The sequence below is a fragment of the Micromonospora xinjiangensis genome, from assembly GCF_056150165.1.
Window position 1 is genome coordinate 134,725 of sequence record NZ_JAXCFO010000006.1, and the last position, 18,242, is coordinate 152,966.

Consider the following 18,242-nt stretch of genomic DNA (forward strand, 5'->3'; position numbering starts at 1 on the left):
GGTGCCGGTCCCGGCGGCGTCGGGACCGGACGCCCCGGCGCTGCGGGACGGACCGTGCGGTGAAGATCCGCTATAAGTGACGCATGGAGTTCCCGCCGTACCTGGCCAGCATGCCGATGCACGCGATCACGGAGATCCACGGGGAGGCGGGCCTGCGGGAGCGGTTCCGGCTGGAGGTCCTGTCGTTCGACGAGGCCGCCCGGGAACGGTTGACGGCCGCGCTCGACCTCGCCGCCGAGCTGCACCGTGACGACCGGCGGGTCCGCGAGCCCTACCTGAACCACCTGCTCCGCGTCGCGATCCGGATGATGCACCACTACCAGGTGCGGGACGTGGACGTGATCGTCGCCGGGCTGCTGCACGACGCCGTGGAGGACCACCCGGCCGAGCTGGCCGGCCGCGCCGGCGGCGGGGACCCGACCCCGGCGGCGTTGGCCGCGCTCGCCGCCCGCTTCGGGCCGCGGGTCGCGCGCCTCGTCGCGGCGGTCACCAATCCGCGGTACGACCCGACGCGCGACCGCAACGAGCAGTACCGCGAGCACGTCGCCGCGAGCCTCGACCGGGAACCCTGGGCCCGGGTGATCAAGGTATCGGACTTCACCGACAACGGCGTCGGTGTGATCCACACCGTCGGGCCGAAGGTGGAGTCGTCGGCCCGCAAGTACCGCCCCCTGGTCCCGGTCTACCGGGACCTGGTCGCGCGCTCGGACACTCCGCTGTCGGCGGAGGTGAAGCGGCACATCCTGGCGCAGCTCGACCTGGCCGAGGAGCGGTTCAGCGCGATCCTCGACCAGCCCGTCCACCGGCACTGACCGCCCGCCCGCGTGGCGCCGCGGCGGCGGCCCGATCGCCTCACCGCCGCACCGCGGCCCGGCGTCACCGCCGCACCGCGGCCCGGCGTCGCCGCCGCGCGAACTCCTCAGCGCGTCCCGTGCAGGACCACACGCAGCGGGTGGGGCGCCTCGGCGGCGGTATCACCGAACACGGCGAGGAAGCGGGCGTACTGGCCGGCGGGTTCGTCCGCGAGCAGCTGCCCGGCGTCGTCGACGTGCACGGTGAGCGGCCCGGCCGCCAGCCGGTCGCGCAGCACGTCGGCGAGCGCGTCCCAGTTGCGGCCGAAGTGCGGGGGCAGCGCCAGCACCTCGGCGAGCGCCGCGAAGAGCCCGTTCCGGGTGCGGACCGCCGCCCCGGCCAACCACACCGCTCCGGGTGCGGACCGCGCGGGTTCCGGGCCGGCGCCGACGGAGCCACCCGGACCGGGCTCGGCCGGAGCCGGCGCGCCGGCACGCTCGCGCGCGGACGGCCCACTCCGATCGGGCTCGGACGCGCGCCGGATGCTCAGCCACCCCGGCGCTCCCGCGCCGCCCGGATCGGTCATCGTCGCCTCCTGTCCTGGCCGGCGCTGGGCACGCCGGCCGCTGCCCTCCGGTGCCCCGCCGCCCGCGGCGAGGACCGGGCGGGGGCCGGCCGGACGCGGCCCGGCCGGCCCCCGAGGATCGTCGGGGTCAGAGCCGGTAGAAGTCGCCGTAGTGGTTCGGCGAGAACCAGGTGACGCCCGTGCTCTTGTTCACCACGATCCGGTAGGCGTCGCGGGCGGCGCCCTGGGTGCGCGGGTACACGTCGTACTCGTAGTAGGTCGCGTTGGCCGGCAGCTGCCCCTCGTAGTTGTAGAACCGACCGCCCGCGAAGTTCGACAGGCCGCCGCTCCAGGAGTACCAGCCCCGGCTCGTGGGGAAGCCCTTCGCCGCCCAGCCGGACCGGGCGGTCCGGGCATCGGCGCAGCGGCTCATCGTGCACGAGCTGTAGACCGCCGCGGACGCCGAGTCGGTGAGCTTCGGCGCCACCACGGACGGCCCCACCAGCACGGCGGCGACCATCGCGATGAGCAGGGCGAACGTGGTGGGGAGCCGGCGGGTCGCGCCGGGCCCCGGTAGCGGGGACGCAAGGGTGGACATGCTGCCTCCAGACCGTCAGACCATCGATCCGCTTCACTGTCGGATCGCGATCATTCTGTCCGCCGGCGGGCCGGAGGGGACAGAGCTTCCGCGGTAATTGCTCCACAATGCACGGTGAACGCCGGATAGCGCCGCAGGCGGGCACCGGCTGTCAGGGCGCGCCGGCCCCACGCTCACCCGGCGTGGCCGCGGCGCCGATCGGCAGCGCGACCAGCATCCCGACGGCCACCCAGAGGTACGCGTTGCCCCCGAGGAGGCCGAGCGGCCCGGTGGAGTCGTTGGCGAAGACCCAGACGACACCGCTGGCGAGCAGCGCGTACCCGGCGACGCCGGCCCACCGCCGCCGGCGGGCGGCCCGGCCGGCCGCCCGCCACGGCAGCATGGCGGCGGCCACCACCACCAGCCCCGGCACCAGCCACACCAGGTGGTGCACCCAGGTGACCGGGCTGACCAGACACGCCACGATCCCGGTCAGCGCGAACCCGGCCCGCTCGTCGCCGGCCCGGGCGGCCCGCCGGGAGCGTACCGCCCACACGACGAGCACGACGGCGACCAGCACCAGCCACAGTCGCCGGTCCGGGTGCTCCGGGTCGAGGCGGGCGACGAGCCCGAGCAGGGACTGGTTCGACACGTACGCCAGCCGGCCGACCCGATCGGTGTCCCAGAGCGCCACGGTGAAGAAGGTCCGCGAGGCGTCCGGCGCCACCGCGGCGGCGAGCAGCGTGGCGGCGAGCGCCGCGCCGGTCGCCGTGGCCGCCGCCCGCCAGCGCCGGGTGACCAGCAGGTACCCGATGAAGACGGCCGGCGTGAGCTTGATCGCGGCGGCCAGGCCGATCCCGACGCCGGCCGCCCGGTGGCCGCGTTCGAGCAGCCACAGGTCGGCGTAGACGAGGGCCACCAGCAGCAGGTTGACCTGCCCGAAGCTCACCGTGTCCCGCACCGGGTTCAGCCCGGCGAGCAGGCACCCGGCCAGCGCGAACGTGTACCACCGGCTCCAGCCCTCCCGGCGGGCCAGCGGATCGACCAGCAGCAGGAGCAGGAACGTGGTCGCCGCCGCGGTGAGCAGCAGGTGCACCACGATCGTCGGATACCAGCCCAGCGCGGCCATCGGCAGCATGCTGACCGCGGCGAACGGCGGGTACGTGAAGCCGTACCCGTTCCAGGTGACCCACTCGTAGAGGTCCCCACCGCGCACCCAGTGCCCGACCGCGCCGTGGTAGACGCCGACGTCGAACCAGCCCCGGTGCCCCGGCAGCACGGCGATGAGCACGCCGATCGCCGCGACCAGACCGGCCACGGACAGCGCCCGGCGCCACCCGCGTCCCGCGGGTCGCCCGGCCGCCTCCGTCGCGACGTCGCGCCCGCCCGGTCCGGCCTGCCGACGGGCGGAGGTGGTGGCCGGAGCCACCCCGTCCGCCGCCGGGCGCCCCGGCGCGGAGAGCCCGGTCACTGGTTCACCACCGAAGTGAGCCGCGCGGGAACGCGGAGCACGCGCAGCGAGGCGACCGCGACGAGCCCGACGAGGACGCCCGCCGCGGCGAGCACGGCCTGCGCCCGGTCCGGCCCGAACCCGCTGGGTAGCGCCACGAACGCCAGCACCGTCGCGCCGAGCGCGGCCGCCGGGCGGGCCCGCCCGTCCGGCGCGGCGGCCGCGATGAGCACCAGCCCCCACAGGGCGTACCAGGGCCGGGTCGCGGGGCCCAGCAGCGCCACCGCCGCGAGGGCCAGCCCCAGGGCGTACGCGAGACCGAGCCGGCGCCGCTGCCACCAGGCGACGCCCGCGGCGGCCAGCGCACCGAGCAGGCCGAGGGCGAGGCAGAGCCGCATCGGGGTGTCCCCGAGGTCCGCGCCGAGCGACCCGGCGAGCCGCGTGGCGGCCCGGCCCAGGGCGCTGGAGATGGACCAGCTGTGCCGGTACACCGGCGTGCCGAGCGCGCCGACCCAGCCGTACCCGATGCCGGTGGCCCAGGTGACGGCGGCCGCGGTGCCGAGCGCGGCACCCGCGGTGCGGGCCAGCGCGGCCCGGCGGCCGGCGTGCCGCGCGGCCAGGGTCGCGACCACCAGCAGGCCCACGATGGCGGGCGCCTTCACCAGCGCGGCGAGGGTGACGAGCACCGCGGCCACGGCGAACCGGCGTTCGAAGGCCAGGCAGACGCCGGCCACGAGCAGCCCGAGCATCACGGCCTCGTTGTGCGCGCCGGCCACCAGGTGCAGCGGCACCAGGGGGTTGAGGACGCCGAGCCAGAGCGCGGCGGCGGGGTCCACACCGCAGTGCCGTGCCAGCCGGGGCAGGTAGCCGACGAGCAGCGCCACCCCGGCCAGCGCCACCACCCGCAGCGCCAGCACACCGAGCAGCACCTTTCCGCCGGTCAGCGCGGCGACACCGGCGGCGAGGGCGAGGAAGACCGGGCCGTACGGCGCCGGCGTCTGCTGCCACATCGCGGGCACCTCGCCGGCCGGCCCGCCCCCGAGCGCCGCCACGCCGTGCCGGTAGACGTCGATGTCGGCGAGGACCATCGCACCCTGGGCGAGGTAGCTGTAGGCGTCGCGGCTGAACAGCGGCGGGCAGAGCAGCAGCGGCCCGGCCCAGCAGGCCAGGGTGACGGCCGCCGACCGCCGGTCCGGCCGGCCGCGCGGCGGCGACCCGCTGCCGCGCGGCTCCCGCCCCGCCCACCACCAGGCGACGGCCAGCAGGGTCAGCCCGGCGTACCCGCAGAGCAGGGCCGGGCCCGCGAGGTGCCGCAGGGTGCTCCACCAGGCGACCTCGCCGCCCACCGGCAGCGCGCCGGCGGCCATGCCGGCACCGGCGACGAGGGTGGCGCCCACGCCGCCGAGCAGCCGGTACGCGTGGACGGTGGGCAGTCTCCGCACCCGGGCAGGATGTCGTCCACACCTGACCGGCACGCGGCCGAACAACGATCATCAGGCGACGTGGCGGTGTCGCGTCGGCGTCCGGGTCCGCCCGCGGTACCGCGCCGGCGCGGTACCGCGCCGGCGCGCTCACCCGAGCGTCGATGTTGTCGCGCGCCCGTCACTTCGTGGGGTCGCTGCGCCGTTGTGCACCGTGGGGGCGGAGCCCTCACCGCGCGGCGGTGCCGCGGCGGGTGCGACGCGACGGGCTTCCCGGTCGGCGGGCGGCCACCGGAGAGGGAGGGCGGGTTGGCGGACACCCCGGACCCGGAGACTCCGGAGCCGGAGACCCCGGAGCGGAAGACCCCGGAGCGGACGGCCCCCGACGCGGACGCCCCGGCCACGCGGCCGGATTCCGTCGACCGGTGGCGGCAGCGGCGCAGGCGTGCGTTGGCGGCGGGCCGCACGGCGGGTGACCGGGCCGGCAGGTGGCTCGCGTTGCGGTGGGGGCAGACCGTCGCCCTGCTCCAGGGCGTGGAGCCGACCACGGCGTACGGCCCTCCCCCACCCCCGCCCGGGCGCCTGACCGAGCGCCGGGACGCCGAGTTCGCCGTCCCGGCGCAGGACTACGTCTACGTCTTCCACCTGCGGGCCAGCTTCACCTGGTCGTCCGAGGGGCTGCGTGCCGACCTGCTCAGCTGGCACGCGCAGTACTTCCAGCCGCACGCGGTCCGCCAGCTCGCGCGGCTCGCCGCCGACCTCGCCCGGACCGTCCCCGCGCACCGCGCCGGCGACCTGGAGGTACGCCTCCAGCAGGCGATCGAGGCGGCCGACTGGACGTTCCGCCGCGAGAAGGTGACCGTGTCCGGCAAGCCCGACGTCTGGGTGCGCCTCGACGAGCGGGTCCGGCAGGCGCTGCTGCCCCACTCGCGACGCAAGGTGACGTGGGAGTCCGAGTACGAGCTGCACCTCGCCCAGGCGCAGAGCGCTCAGCACCTCGCCCGCCGCTGGGCGGCGATCCTGCGCGAGTTCGCCGAGGGCCTGCCGACGGCCGGGACGGGGCCGGCGACGCCGGAGGCGCTGGTCGAGGCCGTACGGCGGATGACCGCCCTGGAGAGGGCCGCGGCACAGTGGATCGAGGACCTCCTGGAGGAGCGGCTGCGCGCTCCGGCCCACCCGGCCGCGCCGCCGACGCCGCCGGAGCCGCCCCGCGAGGTGCCCAAGCAGCCTGGACCGTCCGACGTGTCCACCCCGCGCGGTTCCGCGCCGGACGCGGGCCCGGCCACGCAGGGCTGACCCCGGCTCCCGGCGACCCCGCCCTTTCACGGTTACTCGGCGCTACCGTCCAGCAAGGAGCCATCCCACCGCTCCACCACCTTTGCTCTGCACCCTCATGCGCACCGGTCACCGACCGTGCCTGGCGCACATCGGGGTGCAGAGCAAAGGGCCCGAGGAGGGTCCGTCCGACCCGAGGGATGCCGGAACGAGGCGCTGGTCGGGGTCGTGGCGACTGTCGAAGGTGCTTCCGCCGTCGAGGAACCGACTGCATCCGACCACGGAGAGTTGAGTTCACTGGGGCGGGGTCGACGTCCCGCAGCGCCACGTGGCTCCGGTCAGTCGGTCTCCAGCCAGGGGTCCTCGGGCTTCGGCCGGTCGAACGTGGGCCGCGCCTCGCGCCAGTGCCCGCGGGTGAAGTCCGGCACCTTCACCGGGCGCATGCGGCCGGTCTTCAACGACTCGTGGCTGAGCGGGATGACCGCGCACCACGCCGCCGAGTCGTACACGTCGATGTCGGGGGTCATGCCCAGCCGCATCGTCTGGATCAGGCGCCAGATGGAGATGAAGTCGCCGCCGCCGTGGCCACCGTACTGGCCGGCGAGACCCTCCAGTGTGGGCCACAGCCAGTGGTCGTGCTGCCGCAGCAGCGTGTCGTATTCGGCGCCGGTGCGCCAGGTGTGGTTCTGGTGGCCCAGCGACTCCAGGTAGACCCGGCCGTTGTCCAGCTCGATCGAGCCACGCGTGCCGGTCAGCGTGGTCTCCCGGGTGTACGGGTGCGGCGAGTTCACGTCGTGCTCGACCCGGATGAACCGGCCGCTGGTGGTGGTGACGAAGCAGGTGTGCCGGTCGCCGGAGATGTAGGGCCGGTCGTCCCATGACGAGTGGTCGGGGCCGACGCGGGGGTCCTCGGCCCGGAAGAGGGCGAGCGCCTTGGGCAGCGACGCCACGGAGATCAACTCGTCGAACCGGTCGCCGCGGTTGATGCCCAGGGTGGCCGCCACCGGCCCGAGGCCGTGGGTCGGGTAGTGCGAGGCGTTCATCCGGGTCTGCCAGCGGCGGCGCCAGTGCTCCGGGTGGTAGGCGCCACCGAAGAGGTACGGCCAGCGCAGGTCGTGCACGTACCCGCCGGAGGCGTGCTGGAGGTCGCCGAAGAGCCCCTCCCGGGCCATGGTGAACATCGCCATCTCGGGCCGGAAGTAGTTGACGTTCTCCAGGAGCACGCAGTGCCGCCGGGTGCGCTCCGAGGTGCGGACGAGGTCCCAGATCTGGTCGAGGTACGGCGCGATGGGCAGCTCGACGGCGACGTGCTTGCCGTGCTCCATGGCCGCCTTGGCCATCGGATGGTGCCACTCCCACGGGGTGGCGATGTAGACGAGGTCGATGTCGTCGCGCCGCAGCAGGTTGAGGTAGTCCTCCTCGCCGCGCGAGTAGCCGACCGGCGGGGTGTCCTGGAAGCCCTGCTCCATGATCCGGCCGATGGTCCGGGTGACCCGCTCGGGCCGGATGTCGCAGACGGCGGTGACCGTGGCGACCGCGCCGAATCGCCGGTCCTGGTCGCCGCCGCGGTTGCCGACGCCGATCAGCCCCACGCGGACCTGGTCGTAGCCCTCGAACGGGACGTTGGTCATGCTCTTCTCGCCGCGGCCGCGCTTCGGCTCGACGCCGGTGGGATCGGCCGCCGCCGGGGTGGCGACGGCACCGGTGAGGCCGGCCGCGGCGCCGAGCACGGCACCGGACCGGAGCAGGTCACGACGGGTCGGGTGGAACTCGGCGGGCGGGGCCACAGTGATCACTCCCTCGTGGTGGAGCCTGATCGAACTTGCCTGCTTGCTCGGATCAGTGAGCAGTGTCAATCAAACGCCCATCGATGGCAAGGGGCAGTCCTGGGCGTTCACCAGGGACACGCGAGATCCCGTCGCACGGATTGCCGACAGTGCGGTTGACCGTTTACGCTCGGGTGCCCGTCAAATCGCGCGGTTTCGCGCCGGCAGGAAACGCCGTGGCAGCGGTCGGAGCGCCATGACACACGTCGAACAGGAAATCGCCAGCCAACCGCGCTGCTGGGAACGTGGCATCGCGCTGACCGGGTCGCTCGCCCCCGGGCTGCCGCGCCCCGGCGAACGGGTCGCCGTCGTCGGGTGCGGCACGTCGTGGTTCGTCGCGACGGCGTACGCGGCACTGCGCGAAGGCGCCGGCCACGGCGAGACGGACGCCTTCGCGGCGTCGGAGTTCCCCGACCGGCGCCGCTACGACCGGGTGCTGGCGATCAGCCGCTCCGGCACCACCACCGAGGTGCTGGACGTGCTGCGCCGGCTTCGTGGCCGCACCGCCAGCACCGGCATCCTCGGCGACCCCCGCTCCCCCGCCGTGACCCTGGTGGACGAGCCGGTCTGTCTCCCCTTCGCCGACGAGGAGTCGGTGGTGCAGACCCGGTTCGCCACCACCACGCTGGCCGTGCTGCGCGCGCACCTCGGCGAGGACCTCGACCGCGCCGTCCGCGAGGCGACCGACGCGCTGACCGCCCCGCTGCCGCTGGACCCGGCGACCCTGCGCCAGGTCACGTTCCTCGGCCGGGGCTGGACCGTCGGCCTCGCCCACGAGGCGGCCCTCAAGTGCCGGGAGGCGGCCACCTTCTGGGCGGAGGCGTACCCGGCCATGGACTACCGGCACGGGCCGATCGCCGTCGCCGGCCCCGACCGGGCCGTGTGGGCGTTCGGGGCCGTGCCCGCCGGGCTGCCCGACGAGATCACCCGCACCGGAGCCACGTTCGTCCACTCCGCACGCGACCCGATGGCCGACCTGGTCCTCGCGCAGCGGCTGGCCGTGGCGCTGGCCGTCCACCGGGGGCTGGACCCCGACGCGCCCCGCCACCTGACCCGCTCGGTGGTCCTGACATGACCGCGGGCGCGCGATGAGCGACCGGCGGACGCATCGGGTCCTCACCGTCACGCTCAACGCGGCGCTGGACGTGACCTACCACGTCCCCACCCTCACCCCCGGCGGCACGCACCGCGTGGCCCGGGTGGACGAGCGGGCCGGCGGGAAGGGCGTCAACGTGGCCCGCCTGCTGCACGCCCTCGGCGAACGGGTCCTCGCCACCGGGCTCGCCGGCGGCACCACGGGCGCACGGGTCCGGTCGCTGCTGGCCGGCGAGGGCGTGCCGGAGGCGTTCGTGCCGATCGCGGCCGAATCCCGGCGCACCGTGGTCGTGGCCGAGCCGCGGGCGGCGACCGGCCTGTGGGAGCCCGGGCCCACGATCGCCCCGGACGAGTGGCACGCCTTCCTCGACCGCTTCACCGACCTGGCGCGCGACGCCGAGGTCGTCGCGCTCTGCGGCTCCCTGCCGGAGGGCGTACCCGCCGACGCGTACCGGCTGCTGGTCGAGACGGCCCGCCGCGCCGGCGCCCGGACGGTGCTCGACAGCAGCGGCGCGGCGCTGCGCCACGGGCTGGGCGCGCGCCCCGACCTGGTGAAGCCGAACGCCGAGGAGCTGGCCGGCCTCCTCGGGCGCCCGGCGCCGCCACCGGCCGCCGCCGTCGAGGCGGTGCGCGCGCTCGACGCGCGTACCGTCGTCGCCTCCTTCGGGCCGGCCGGGCTGCTCGCCGTGACCGACGCGGGGGCCTGGCACGCCCACCTGCCGCACCCCGTCGCCGGCAACCCGACCGGTGCGGGAGACGCCTGCGTGGCCGCGCTGGTCACCGGCATGCTCCGCCGGCAGCCGTGGCCCGACCGGCTCGCCGACGCGGTGGCGCTGTCGGCCGCCTCGGTACGCGCGTCGGTGGCGGGCAGCGTCGACCTGTCCGACTACCGGCGGCTGCGCCGGGACGCGATCGTCAAGGAGCTGTGATGCCGCTCGTACCGACCGGGCAGATCGTCGCCGCCGGCCCGGTCTGCGCGTTCAACGTGATCACCCTCGAGCACGCCGAGGCGATCGTCACCGGCGCGGAGGCCGCGGGGCGAGCCGTCATCCTCCAGATCAGCGAGAACGCCGTCCGGTTCCACGGCCGGCTCGCGCCGGTCGCCGCCGGCACCCGCGCGATCGCGGCCGCCGCCACGGTCGACGTGGCGCTGCACCTCGACCACGTCGTCTCCCCCGACCTGTGGCGCGAGGCGCCGGAGCACGGCTTCGGCTCGGTGATGGTCGACGCGTCCCGGCTGCCCTACGAGCAGAACGTGGCGGCCACCCGGGCGGCGGCCGAGTTCGCGCACGACCGGGGGCTCTGGGTCGAGGCCGAGCTGGGCACCGTGGGCGGCAAGGACGGCGAGCCGCCGGTCGACCCGCACGCCCCCGGCGCCCGCACCGAGCCGGCCGAGGCGGCGGCGTACGTGGCACGCACCGGTGTGGACGCCCTCGCCGTCGCGGTCGGCTCGACGCACGCCATGACCGTCCGCGAGGCGGCCCTCGACCATCGCCTGATCGGCGACCTGCGGGCGGCGGTCGCGGTGCCGCTGGTGCTGCACGGCTCGTCCGGAGTCCCCGACGCCGAGCTCCGCCGCGCCGTCGCGGGCGGCATCGCCAAGGTGAACATCGGTACCGCCCTCAACGTGGCCTTCACCGGCGGCGTGCGCCAGACCCTGGCCGCGCGCCCCGAGCTGGTCGACCCCCGTCGCTACCTCACGCCGGCCCGCGACGCCATGGCCGAGACGGTGGCGCACTACTGCCGCCTCGTGGCCGCCGCCGTGCCGGTGCCGCGCCGCCCCGACGGTGACGGGGCCGCCGGAGCCGACGGCCGTCGGGCGCCGACCGTGACCGGGGGGTGAGCGGTGCGCGCCGTCCCGGTCGTTAGCATCGTGCCCGTGGTCATCCTCGCGCCGGTCGGGAAGCGCCTCGTCACCGACGCGGCGCCGCCCGCCGCACGGTGGTCGCGGGCGCCGGTGACGCCGGCGGCCGGAGCCGTGCGGTGACGTCCACCGAGACCACGACGGGCCCGCCCGGTGGGATGGCCGACCGGTCCCGCCGGCTCCAGGCGCTGCTGGAACTCCTCGCCGCGCGGGGCGGGCGGCTCTCCGTCGTCGAGGCCGCCGCCGCCCTCCAGGTCTCCGAGGCGACGGTCCGCCGCGACTTCACCGCCCTGGCCTCGCAGCAGCTGGTCACCCGCACCCACGGCGGCATCGTGGCCAGCTCCGTCGCGTACGACCTGCCGGTCCGCTACCGCCACCGTGGGGACCGCAGCACCAAGGAGCGCATCGCCGCCACCGCCGCCGGGCTCGTCGAGCCGGGCAGCGTCGTCGGACTCAACGGGGGCACCACGACGTCGGCCACCGCCCGGCACCTCGCGGCCCGGCCCGACCTGGCGCAGACGACCCCCCGGCCGGCCCTGACCGTGGTGACCAACGCGCTGAACATCGCCAACGAGATGGTGCTGCGGCCGTCCGTGCGCACCGTCATCCTCGGCGGGGTCGCCCTTCCCCAGTCGTACGAGCTGACCGGGCCGCTCACCACGATGGTGATGAACTCGCTCTGGCTGGACGTGCTCATCCTCGGCGTCGACGGCTTCTCCGCCGACGGCACGTCCTGCCACGACGAGAGCGAGGCGGGGATCGACGCGCTCATGGTCGGCCGGGCCCGCCAGGTGGTCGTGGTGGCCGGCTCCGAGAAGCTCGGCCGCCACTCCTTCGCCAAGATCTGCGACGCGTCCGCCGTGGACACCCTCGTCACCGACGACGCCGCCGACGAGCGGATCGTGGCGGATCTGCGCGCGGCCGGGGTGACCGTCCTGCTGGCCTGACCCTCCCGCCACCGCCGAGAGGGCGCTACTCCGGCTCGACCAGGAGGCGGGCGTAGTTGGCCATCGAGCGCTGGTAGCGGGGCAGGTGGGGGGCGAGGGCGGCGAGCGCGACGGAGACGGCCTCCCGCTCGCGGCCCACGCTGGTCAGGGCGAGGGCGAGGGTGGCGGCCACCGCGTCGTCGAGCTCGTCGGAGGGCTGTTGTCGCTCGGCCGTCAGCAGCTCGACGGCCTCCTGCGCCCGCCCGATGTTCCGCAGCGAGCTGGACAGTTGGATCACCGAGCGCCGGCGGCGGATGCCGGAGATGCCGCCGGCGAGCGCCTCCCGGTAGAGGGGAACCGCCCGGTCGGAGTGGCCGGTCGAGTCGAAGGCGCAGGCGCGCTCGAAGGCCGCGACGGGGTGCCCCTCGGGCAGTTCGGCGGCGAGTTCGTCGACGCGTGCCCGGAACTCGTCGGGGTCGTGGTCGTCGATGGCGGCCCACAGGTCGGCGCTGCGGCGTTCCCACTCGGGTGTGATCGTCATGGCCGGGATCTTGACGGCCGGATAGACTGGTCCGCCAGTGATTCGGGCACCGCCGAATCATCCCGGCGGCGAAGGAGGCGGCGATCGCGATCACCCTGCGGTTCGGCCCCGCCGACCTGATGCGCTGCCGATTCGCGCTCTCCCCGGCGCTGGAGACGATCCACGCGATCCGGCTCACCACGCCCGAGGACCTACCCGGGCACCATCAGGGCTTCCTCGACTCCGTACGCCATCAACTGGCCGCGCTGGACCTGCGGCCCGTCACGCTGCTGCAACCGCGCCGCGGCTACAGCCCCGACTTCCTGTCCCCGCCGCCGACCGTTCCGAGCCCCCGCTTCGAGGACGAGCTGGCGCGCATCGAGGCGACGCCTCTCGACCGGGTGCGCGCGGAGGTCGCCCGGTCGCTGCGGGACACCCGGGGCGCGGCCCGCACCGGCCTGGGCCGGCGGATGCTCGCCGACCCGGCCGACGCGCTGCGCCTGCTGACCGGGGTGATCCGCGACGTCTGGCGCGAGGTGATCGAGCCCGTGTGGCCGACGGTGCGTGCCCTGCTCGACGCGGACGTGGCGTACCAGAGCCGCCGCATGGCCGAGGGCGGGCTGGACCGGCTCTTCGCCGAGCTGCACCCGCAGCTGCGCTGGCACGACGGCGTCCTCACCCGCGACCGCGGCGACGACGAGCACCGCGACCTCGCCGGGGAGGGCCTGCTGCTCATGCCCAGCGCGTTCAAGTGGGACCAGGTGCTGGTGGTCCTCGACCCGCCCTGGCAGCCGGCCGTGATCTATCCGGCCCGCGGGCTCGCCACCCTGTGGCAGCCGGCGGGCACCGAGCGGCTGGCCGCGCTGGCCCGGCTCGTCGGCCGGACCCGGGCCACGCTGCTGGCCGGCCTCACCGAACCGGCGACGACCACCGTGCTGGCGCACCGGCACGCGCTCGCCGCCGGCACGGTGTCGGAGCACCTGACGGTGCTGCGCGCGGCGGGCCTGGTGATCGGGCAACGCCACCGCCACGAGATCCGCTACCGCCGCACACCGCTGGGCACCGCCCTGCTGGACGGGAGCGCGTGACGCCCGCCCGTGATCGCCCACCGTCAGGGAAACGGCGGCCTCCGGGGATGGCGGAGGGGACCACCTCCCTGACGTTGCGCAAATCGTCGACCGTCGCGCGTGGAGCACACCCGCGCTCCGCGTGGGGCGGCAGGCGTCAGCGGGGGACGTCCCGGGCGCGGAAGGCCACCGCGCCGGCGGCGAGCAGCGCCGCCGCCACCGCCGTGAGCACCGCGAGCGGCGGCACCGTCGGGTCGACCGCGGGCACGGACGGCACGTGGGTGTAGGGCGAGAGGTCGAGCGCGGCCTGCGGCAGCTCCAGCACCGCACCGAGCTGCCCGAGCAGCAGGAACACCATGAGCGCCGTCCAGGAGAGCACCACCGACCAGCGGGGCAGCAGCCCGAACAGCGCCGTCACGACCCCGGCGACGACGAGCAGGGCGGGCAGGCGGAGCGCGGCGGCGCCGCCGAGCGCGAGCATCCTGCCCACCGGGTCGCCGGCGACCACGCCGTGGCCGAGCCCGGTGGTGATCCCGCCGAGCAGCATCAGGGCGAGCGCGCCGAGCACCGCCGCGGCCACCTGGGTGCCGAGCCAGCGGCCGCGGCTCACGGCGGTGGCGAGGACGGCTTCGAGCACCCCGTCGGCCTCGTCGGCGCGCACGCGCAGCAGCGCCTGGACGACGTACGCGCCGATCGCCAGCGCGTACAGGCCGAGCATCGCGGCGAGGTACGCGTCGACCAGGTCGGCGCCGCCGCCCATCGCCGCGATGGCCTCGGCGGCGGTCGGGTTCTCGGCGATCATCGCGTTGAACTCGTCGGCCGCGATGCCCATCGAGAAGCCGAGCACCGCCACCCCGACGGCCCAGCCGAGCAGCGTGCCGCGCTGCAACCGCCACGCCAGCCCGGCGGGGCTGAGCAGCCGCGCCGCGGCGTGCGCCGGGCCCCGGCGGGCGGCGAACAGGCCGGCGCCGAGGTCGCGTCGCCGGGCCAGGGCGTACGCCAGCGCCACCGCGACGACGAGCAGCGCCACGGGCAGGGCGAGCGTCCACCAGCGTTCGCCGGTGTAGGCGCGGACCTGGTTGCCCCAGCCGATCGGGCTGAGCCAGGACGGCCAGGCGCTCTCCACGCGGGTGCCGTCGGCGCTCTGCTCGCCGAACACGTCCCCGGCGGCGCGCAGCAGGAAGGCGAGCCCGACGGCCGCGGCGGCGAGCGCGTTGGCGCCGCGGGAGGTGACGGTGAGCTGGGCGGTGACGGCGGCGACGCCGGTGAACGCGACCCCGACCCCGCAGATCGCGGCGGCCGCGGCGACGGACCCGGCGACGGGCAGCCCGGAGCCGACGAGGGCGACCGCGAGCAGGGCGGCGGCCAGCACGTTCGCCGCGACGACGACCAGGAGGGCGGCGGTGAGCAGGGCGTACCGGCCCACCACGGAGGCGCCGAGCAGCTCGGCGCGGCCGGTCTCCTCGTTCTGCCGGGTGTGCCGCACCACGGCGAAGGTGCTGAGCAGCGCGACGAGGACCACCAGGGTCGCGTACGTCTCGGCCACCACCACGGCGCCGAGGTCGGTGCCGGCGATCGGGCCGTTGAACGCCCGGGCCACGAGGCTGGACGCGGAGGTCGTGGCGTAGCCGTGCCGGGCGGCCTCGTCGGGGTAGACGCCGGCGACGCTGGCGGCGAGCGCGTAGCCGAGCAGGGGCGTGCCGAGCACCCAGATGCCGAGCCGGACGCGGTCGCGGCGCAGCACGAGCCGGACGAGGTGCCCGGTGCCGGCGAAGCCGTTCATCGCGCGCCCGCCGGCGCCTCGGTCGGCCGGTGGCCGTCGGTGGCCGTCTCCGCGGCGCCGTAGTGGCGCAGGAACAGCTCCTCGAGGGTGGGCGGGGCGCTGCTCAGCGCCCGCACGCCGAACTGGACGAGGTGCCCGAGCAGCGCGTCGAGGTGGGCGGGCTCGACCTCCAGGTGGGTGCGCCCGTCGACCTGCCGTACGCCGTGCACGCCGGGCAGCTCCGTGACGCCGGTGAGCGGGCGGGCGGTCTCGACGGTCACCGCCGTGCGCGTGAGGTGGCGCAGGTCCGCCAGGGTGCCGGACTCCACGGTGCGGCCCTCCCGGATGATGCTGACCCGGTCGCAGAGCGCCTCCACCTCGGCGAGCACGTGGCTGGAGAGCAGCACGGTGCCCCCGTCGCGGCGGATCCGCCGGACCTCGTCCTGGAACACCGCCTCCATGAGCGGGTCGAGGCCGGAGGTCGGCTCGTCGAGGACGTAGAGCTCCACGTCGGAGGAGAAGGCGGCGACGATGGCGACCTTCTGCCGGTTGCCCTTGGAGTACGTGCGGCAGGTGCGGGTCGGGTCGAGGTCGAACCGCTCCAGCAGCTCGTCGCGGCGGCGCCGGTCGAGGCCGCCGCGCAGCCGGCCGAGCAGGTCGATGGCCTCCCCGCCGGAGAGGTTGGGCCAGAGGCTCACGTCGCCCGGCACGTACGCCAGCCGGCGGTGCAGGCGGACGGCGTCGCGCCACGGGTCGGCGTCGAGCACGCGTGCCTCGCCGGAGTCGCCGCGCAGGAGCCCGAGCAGGATGCGGATGGTGGTGGACTTGCCGGCCCCGTTCGGGCCGAGGAAGCCGTGCACCTCCCCCGCCTCCACCCGCAGGTCGAGACGGTCGAGCGCGCGGACGGCCCCGAACGTCTTGACCAGGTTGTCGATCGCGATGACGGCCATGGCGCCTCCCCGGCGAGTGACATCGACGACGCCAGTGTACTGACCGGCGGTCAGCGGGCTCAACGGCGAGCCCTGCCACCGGTCAGGGTGCCGGGCTAGGCTGACCGGCATGACGGCCGAGCCCGCGGACGACACCCGCTCCCGGATCCTGCGCGCCGCGCTCGACCTGTTCTCCGAGCACGGCTACCAGCGCACCTCGCTGCGTCAGATCGGTGAGCGGCTGCGGCTGACCAAGGCCGCCGTCCTCTACCACTTCCCGGCCAAGGAGCACCTGCTGGCGGCGCTGGTCGAGCCGCTCATCGCCGACCTCGAGCGGCTGCTCGACGACGCCGAGGGCCGCCCGGTGGAGCAGGCCCGCGCGACGGTCCTGGAAGGCTGGGTGGACACGATGCTCGCCCACCGGCGGCCTCTCGGCATGCTCTTCCACGACATCGCCCTCGTCACGCGCGGGGACACCTACCACCGTCTGATGCGGATCGCGATGCGCGCCAACGACCTCATCGCCGGGCCGGGGGCGGGGCGCCGGGAACGGATCCGCGCGGTGCAGGCGGTCGCCATGTGCAGCGACCCCGTCGTCTTCTTCGCCGACGTGCCCGACGAGGTGCTCCGCGCCGACATGCTCGACGGCGTACGCCGGCTGCTCGCCGCGCCGAGCGGGGACGCCGGCGCGCCGTCGGACACCGCGGCGGGCGCCGCCGGGGTCGGCGGTCGCGCCGGCACGGCGGCGACCCGGCGGCGGCCGGGCCGGCCGCGGGCCCTGGACCGGGCGCAGGTGGCGGCGGCCCGGCGGATGCACGAGGCGGGCACCCACTCGGTGGACGCCATCGCCGCGACCCTGGGTGTCTCCCGGGCGACCGTGTACCGCTACCTGGACCAGGACGACCGAGATAACGAGACGGTTTAGCGACTGTTTTGCGACTGGTTATGAGCCGTCGGGCGCGGGCTCCCGCGCCGTGCCGACCCGCTCGAAGGCCCGCGCCAGGGCGGCCAGGTCGATGCCGGCGAAGTGGTCGAGGAAGCGCCGCCGCACGCTCGCGAGGTGGCTCGGCCAGGACTCCTCGAGGCGGGCGAAGCCCGCGTCGGTGAGGACGGCGTTCCAGCCCCGGGCGTCCTCCTCGCAGCGGACCCGGCGCACGAAGCCCTGGGTCTCCAGCCGGGCGATGGTGCGGGTCATGCCGCTGAGCGAGAGGTGGCACGCGCTCGCCAGCTCGTTCATCCGCATCCGCCGGTCGGGCGCCTCGGAGAGGTGCATCAGGGCGGTGTACTCGGTCAGGGGCAGTTGCCGGTCGTGCACCATGTCGGCGTCGATCGCCCGCGGCAGGAGGTACATCACCCGGAACAGGCTGCGGACCACCGCCTCCTCGTCGACGTCGAGGGGCCTCGGGGGCTGCGGGGACGGGCCGGGCATGCGATCCATGCTAGTTGCCCACCGACCGGGGCCAACGGGGTGATGTGACGGTGCCCATAGGCCGGGTAATTGCTTAGTCAAGCAATCGTTGTCTAGCGTGTCCGAGTCAGGCACCACCTCTCGAAGGGCACCACACGCATGACCAGGATCGGCATCATCCTCGGCAGCACCCGCCCCGGACGCAACGGCGAGGCCGTCGCCCGCTGGGTCCTCGAACTCGCCAAGCAGCGCTCCGACGCCGAGTTCGAGCTCATCGACCTGCTCGACTACCCGCTGCCGCACCTCGACGAGGCCATCCCGCCGTCGTACGGGCAGTACACCCAGCCGCACACCAAGCGCTGGGCGGAGACGATCGCCGGGTACGACGGGTTCGTGATGGTCACGCCCGAGTACAACCACTCCACCTCCGGCGCGCTCAAGAACGCCATCGACTACCTCTACGGCGAGTGGAACAACAAGGCCGTGGGCTTCGTCAGCTACGGCTCCGCGGGCGGCACCCGGGCCGTCGAGCACCTGCGCCTGATCGCCGCCGAGCTCCAGATGGCCGACGTGCGGGCCCAGGTGGCGCTGTCGCTCTTCACCGACTTCGAGAACTTCAGCGTCTTCAAGCCGAACCCGGCCCACGAGGCGCCGCTGGGCACGATGCTCGACCAGGTCGTGGCCTGGAGCACCGCGCTGGCCCACCTGCGCCAGAACTGAGCACCGACGGGAACGGTGGCCGCGGCGATCCCGCGGCCACCGTTC

18 protein-coding genes are annotated in these 18,242 nt (G+C 75.4%); 9 read left to right on the forward strand and 9 right to left on the reverse strand.

Annotated elements, in window-relative coordinates; genetic code table 11:
* The first annotated feature begins 83 nt into the window (after positions 1-83).
* Positions 84-812 carry an HD domain-containing protein gene (locus tag SM573_RS22120; protein WP_474616943.1) on the forward strand — a complete coding sequence of 243 codons (729 nt, stop codon included), beginning with the start codon at positions 84-86 and terminating at the stop codon, positions 810-812.
* Between the two features lie 107 nt (positions 813-919).
* On the opposite strand, the gene SM573_RS22125 is transcribed toward SM573_RS22120, so the two are convergent.
* The 4 genes from SM573_RS22125 to mptB form a co-directional block, all read right to left on the reverse strand.
* On the reverse strand, positions 920-1,195 hold the full coding sequence (locus SM573_RS22125) for a barstar family protein (RefSeq protein WP_474616944.1): 276 nt from the start codon (positions 1,193-1,195) through the stop codon (positions 920-922).
* Positions 1,196-1,505: 310 nt separating this feature from the next.
* Entirely contained in the window at positions 1,506-1,955 is a 450-nt protein-coding gene (locus SM573_RS22130; RefSeq protein WP_474616945.1) for a ribonuclease domain-containing protein, read from the reverse strand.
* 151 nt (positions 1,956-2,106) lie between these two features.
* Positions 2,107-3,258: a glycosyltransferase 87 family protein gene (locus SM573_RS22135; protein ID WP_474617104.1), complete on the reverse strand. Its 1,152-nt coding sequence runs from the start codon at positions 3,256-3,258 to the stop codon at positions 2,107-2,109.
* Positions 3,259-3,401: 143 nt separating this feature from the next.
* Positions 3,402-4,826 carry a polyprenol phosphomannose-dependent alpha 1,6 mannosyltransferase MptB gene (gene mptB, locus SM573_RS22140; RefSeq protein WP_474616946.1) on the reverse strand — a complete coding sequence of 475 codons (1,425 nt, stop codon included), beginning with the start codon at positions 4,824-4,826 and terminating at the stop codon, positions 3,402-3,404.
* Positions 4,827-5,114: 288 nt separating this feature from the next.
* Between mptB and SM573_RS22145 the strand changes: the two genes are divergently transcribed.
* Positions 5,115-6,101 (forward strand): hypothetical protein, encoded by a 987-nt coding sequence (locus SM573_RS22145; protein ID WP_474616947.1) that lies wholly within the window; start codon positions 5,115-5,117, stop codon positions 6,099-6,101.
* Between the two features lie 317 nt (positions 6,102-6,418).
* On the opposite strand, the gene SM573_RS22150 is transcribed toward SM573_RS22145, so the two are convergent.
* Positions 6,419-7,876: a Gfo/Idh/MocA family oxidoreductase gene (locus SM573_RS22150; protein ID WP_474616948.1), complete on the reverse strand. Its 1,458-nt coding sequence runs from the start codon at positions 7,874-7,876 to the stop codon at positions 6,419-6,421.
* A 226-nt stretch (positions 7,877-8,102) separates the two neighbouring features.
* Here SM573_RS22150 and SM573_RS22155 point away from each other — a divergent pair, with 226 nt between their 5' ends.
* The 4 genes from SM573_RS22155 to SM573_RS22170 all read left to right on the forward strand — a co-directional run bounded on the left by SM573_RS22155 (position 8,103) and on the right by SM573_RS22170 (position 11,812).
* Positions 8,103-8,981, forward strand: a complete 879-nt coding sequence (locus SM573_RS22155; protein WP_474616949.1) for an SIS domain-containing protein — start codon at positions 8,103-8,105, stop codon at positions 8,979-8,981.
* 13 nt (positions 8,982-8,994) lie between these two features.
* Positions 8,995-9,930 carry a 1-phosphofructokinase family hexose kinase gene (locus tag SM573_RS22160; protein ID WP_474610477.1) on the forward strand — a complete coding sequence of 312 codons (936 nt, stop codon included), beginning with the start codon at positions 8,995-8,997 and terminating at the stop codon, positions 9,928-9,930.
* Positions 9,930-10,844 (forward strand): class II fructose-bisphosphate aldolase, encoded by a 915-nt coding sequence (locus SM573_RS22165; RefSeq protein ID WP_474616950.1) that lies wholly within the window; start codon positions 9,930-9,932, stop codon positions 10,842-10,844. Before SM573_RS22160 ends, SM573_RS22165 begins: the two co-directional genes overlap by 1 nt.
* Positions 10,845-11,023: 179 nt before the next feature.
* Positions 11,024-11,812 carry a DeoR/GlpR family DNA-binding transcription regulator gene (locus tag SM573_RS22170; protein WP_474610965.1) on the forward strand — a complete coding sequence of 263 codons (789 nt, stop codon included), beginning with the start codon at positions 11,024-11,026 and terminating at the stop codon, positions 11,810-11,812.
* A gap of 25 nt (positions 11,813-11,837) precedes the next feature.
* On the opposite strand, the gene SM573_RS22175 is transcribed toward SM573_RS22170, so the two are convergent.
* On the reverse strand, positions 11,838-12,332 hold the full coding sequence (locus SM573_RS22175) for a tetratricopeptide repeat protein (RefSeq protein WP_474610479.1): 495 nt from the start codon (positions 12,330-12,332) through the stop codon (positions 11,838-11,840).
* A 119-nt stretch (positions 12,333-12,451) separates the two neighbouring features.
* Between SM573_RS22175 and SM573_RS22180 the strand changes: the two genes are divergently transcribed.
* Positions 12,452-13,399 carry an ArsR/SmtB family transcription factor gene (locus SM573_RS22180; protein ID WP_474616951.1) on the forward strand — a complete coding sequence of 316 codons (948 nt, stop codon included), beginning with the start codon at positions 12,452-12,454 and terminating at the stop codon, positions 13,397-13,399.
* Positions 13,400-13,535: 136 nt separating this feature from the next.
* Here SM573_RS22180 and SM573_RS22185 read toward each other — a convergent pair whose 3' ends face one another.
* Together SM573_RS22185 and SM573_RS22190 are read right to left on the reverse strand one after the other, a co-directional pair.
* The gene (locus tag SM573_RS22185; RefSeq protein WP_474616952.1) at positions 13,536-15,161 is read right to left on the reverse strand and encodes an ABC transporter permease; all 1,626 of its coding nucleotides are present in this window, start codon (positions 15,159-15,161) and stop codon (positions 13,536-13,538) included.
* Entirely contained in the window at positions 15,158-16,090 is a 933-nt protein-coding gene (locus SM573_RS22190; protein WP_474610482.1) for an ABC transporter ATP-binding protein, read from the reverse strand. The genes SM573_RS22185 and SM573_RS22190 overlap by 4 nt, the downstream gene beginning before the upstream one ends.
* 109 nt (positions 16,091-16,199) lie before the next feature.
* Between SM573_RS22190 and SM573_RS22195 the strand changes: the two genes are divergently transcribed.
* Positions 16,200-16,994, forward strand: coding sequence for a TetR family transcriptional regulator (locus SM573_RS22195; protein ID WP_474616953.1), 795 nt, complete (start codon positions 16,200-16,202; stop codon positions 16,992-16,994).
* Between the two features lie 18 nt (positions 16,995-17,012).
* Here SM573_RS22195 and SM573_RS22200 read toward each other — a convergent pair whose 3' ends face one another.
* Positions 17,013-17,498: a MarR family winged helix-turn-helix transcriptional regulator gene (locus SM573_RS22200; RefSeq protein WP_474610484.1), complete on the reverse strand. Its 486-nt coding sequence runs from the start codon at positions 17,496-17,498 to the stop codon at positions 17,013-17,015.
* 138 nt (positions 17,499-17,636) lie between these two features.
* On the opposite strand from SM573_RS22200, the gene SM573_RS22205 reads away from it, so the two are divergent.
* The gene (locus SM573_RS22205; protein WP_474616954.1) at positions 17,637-18,197 is read left to right on the forward strand and encodes an NADPH-dependent FMN reductase; all 561 of its coding nucleotides are present in this window, start codon (positions 17,637-17,639) and stop codon (positions 18,195-18,197) included.
* The last annotated feature ends 45 nt before the right edge of the window (positions 18,198-18,242 follow it).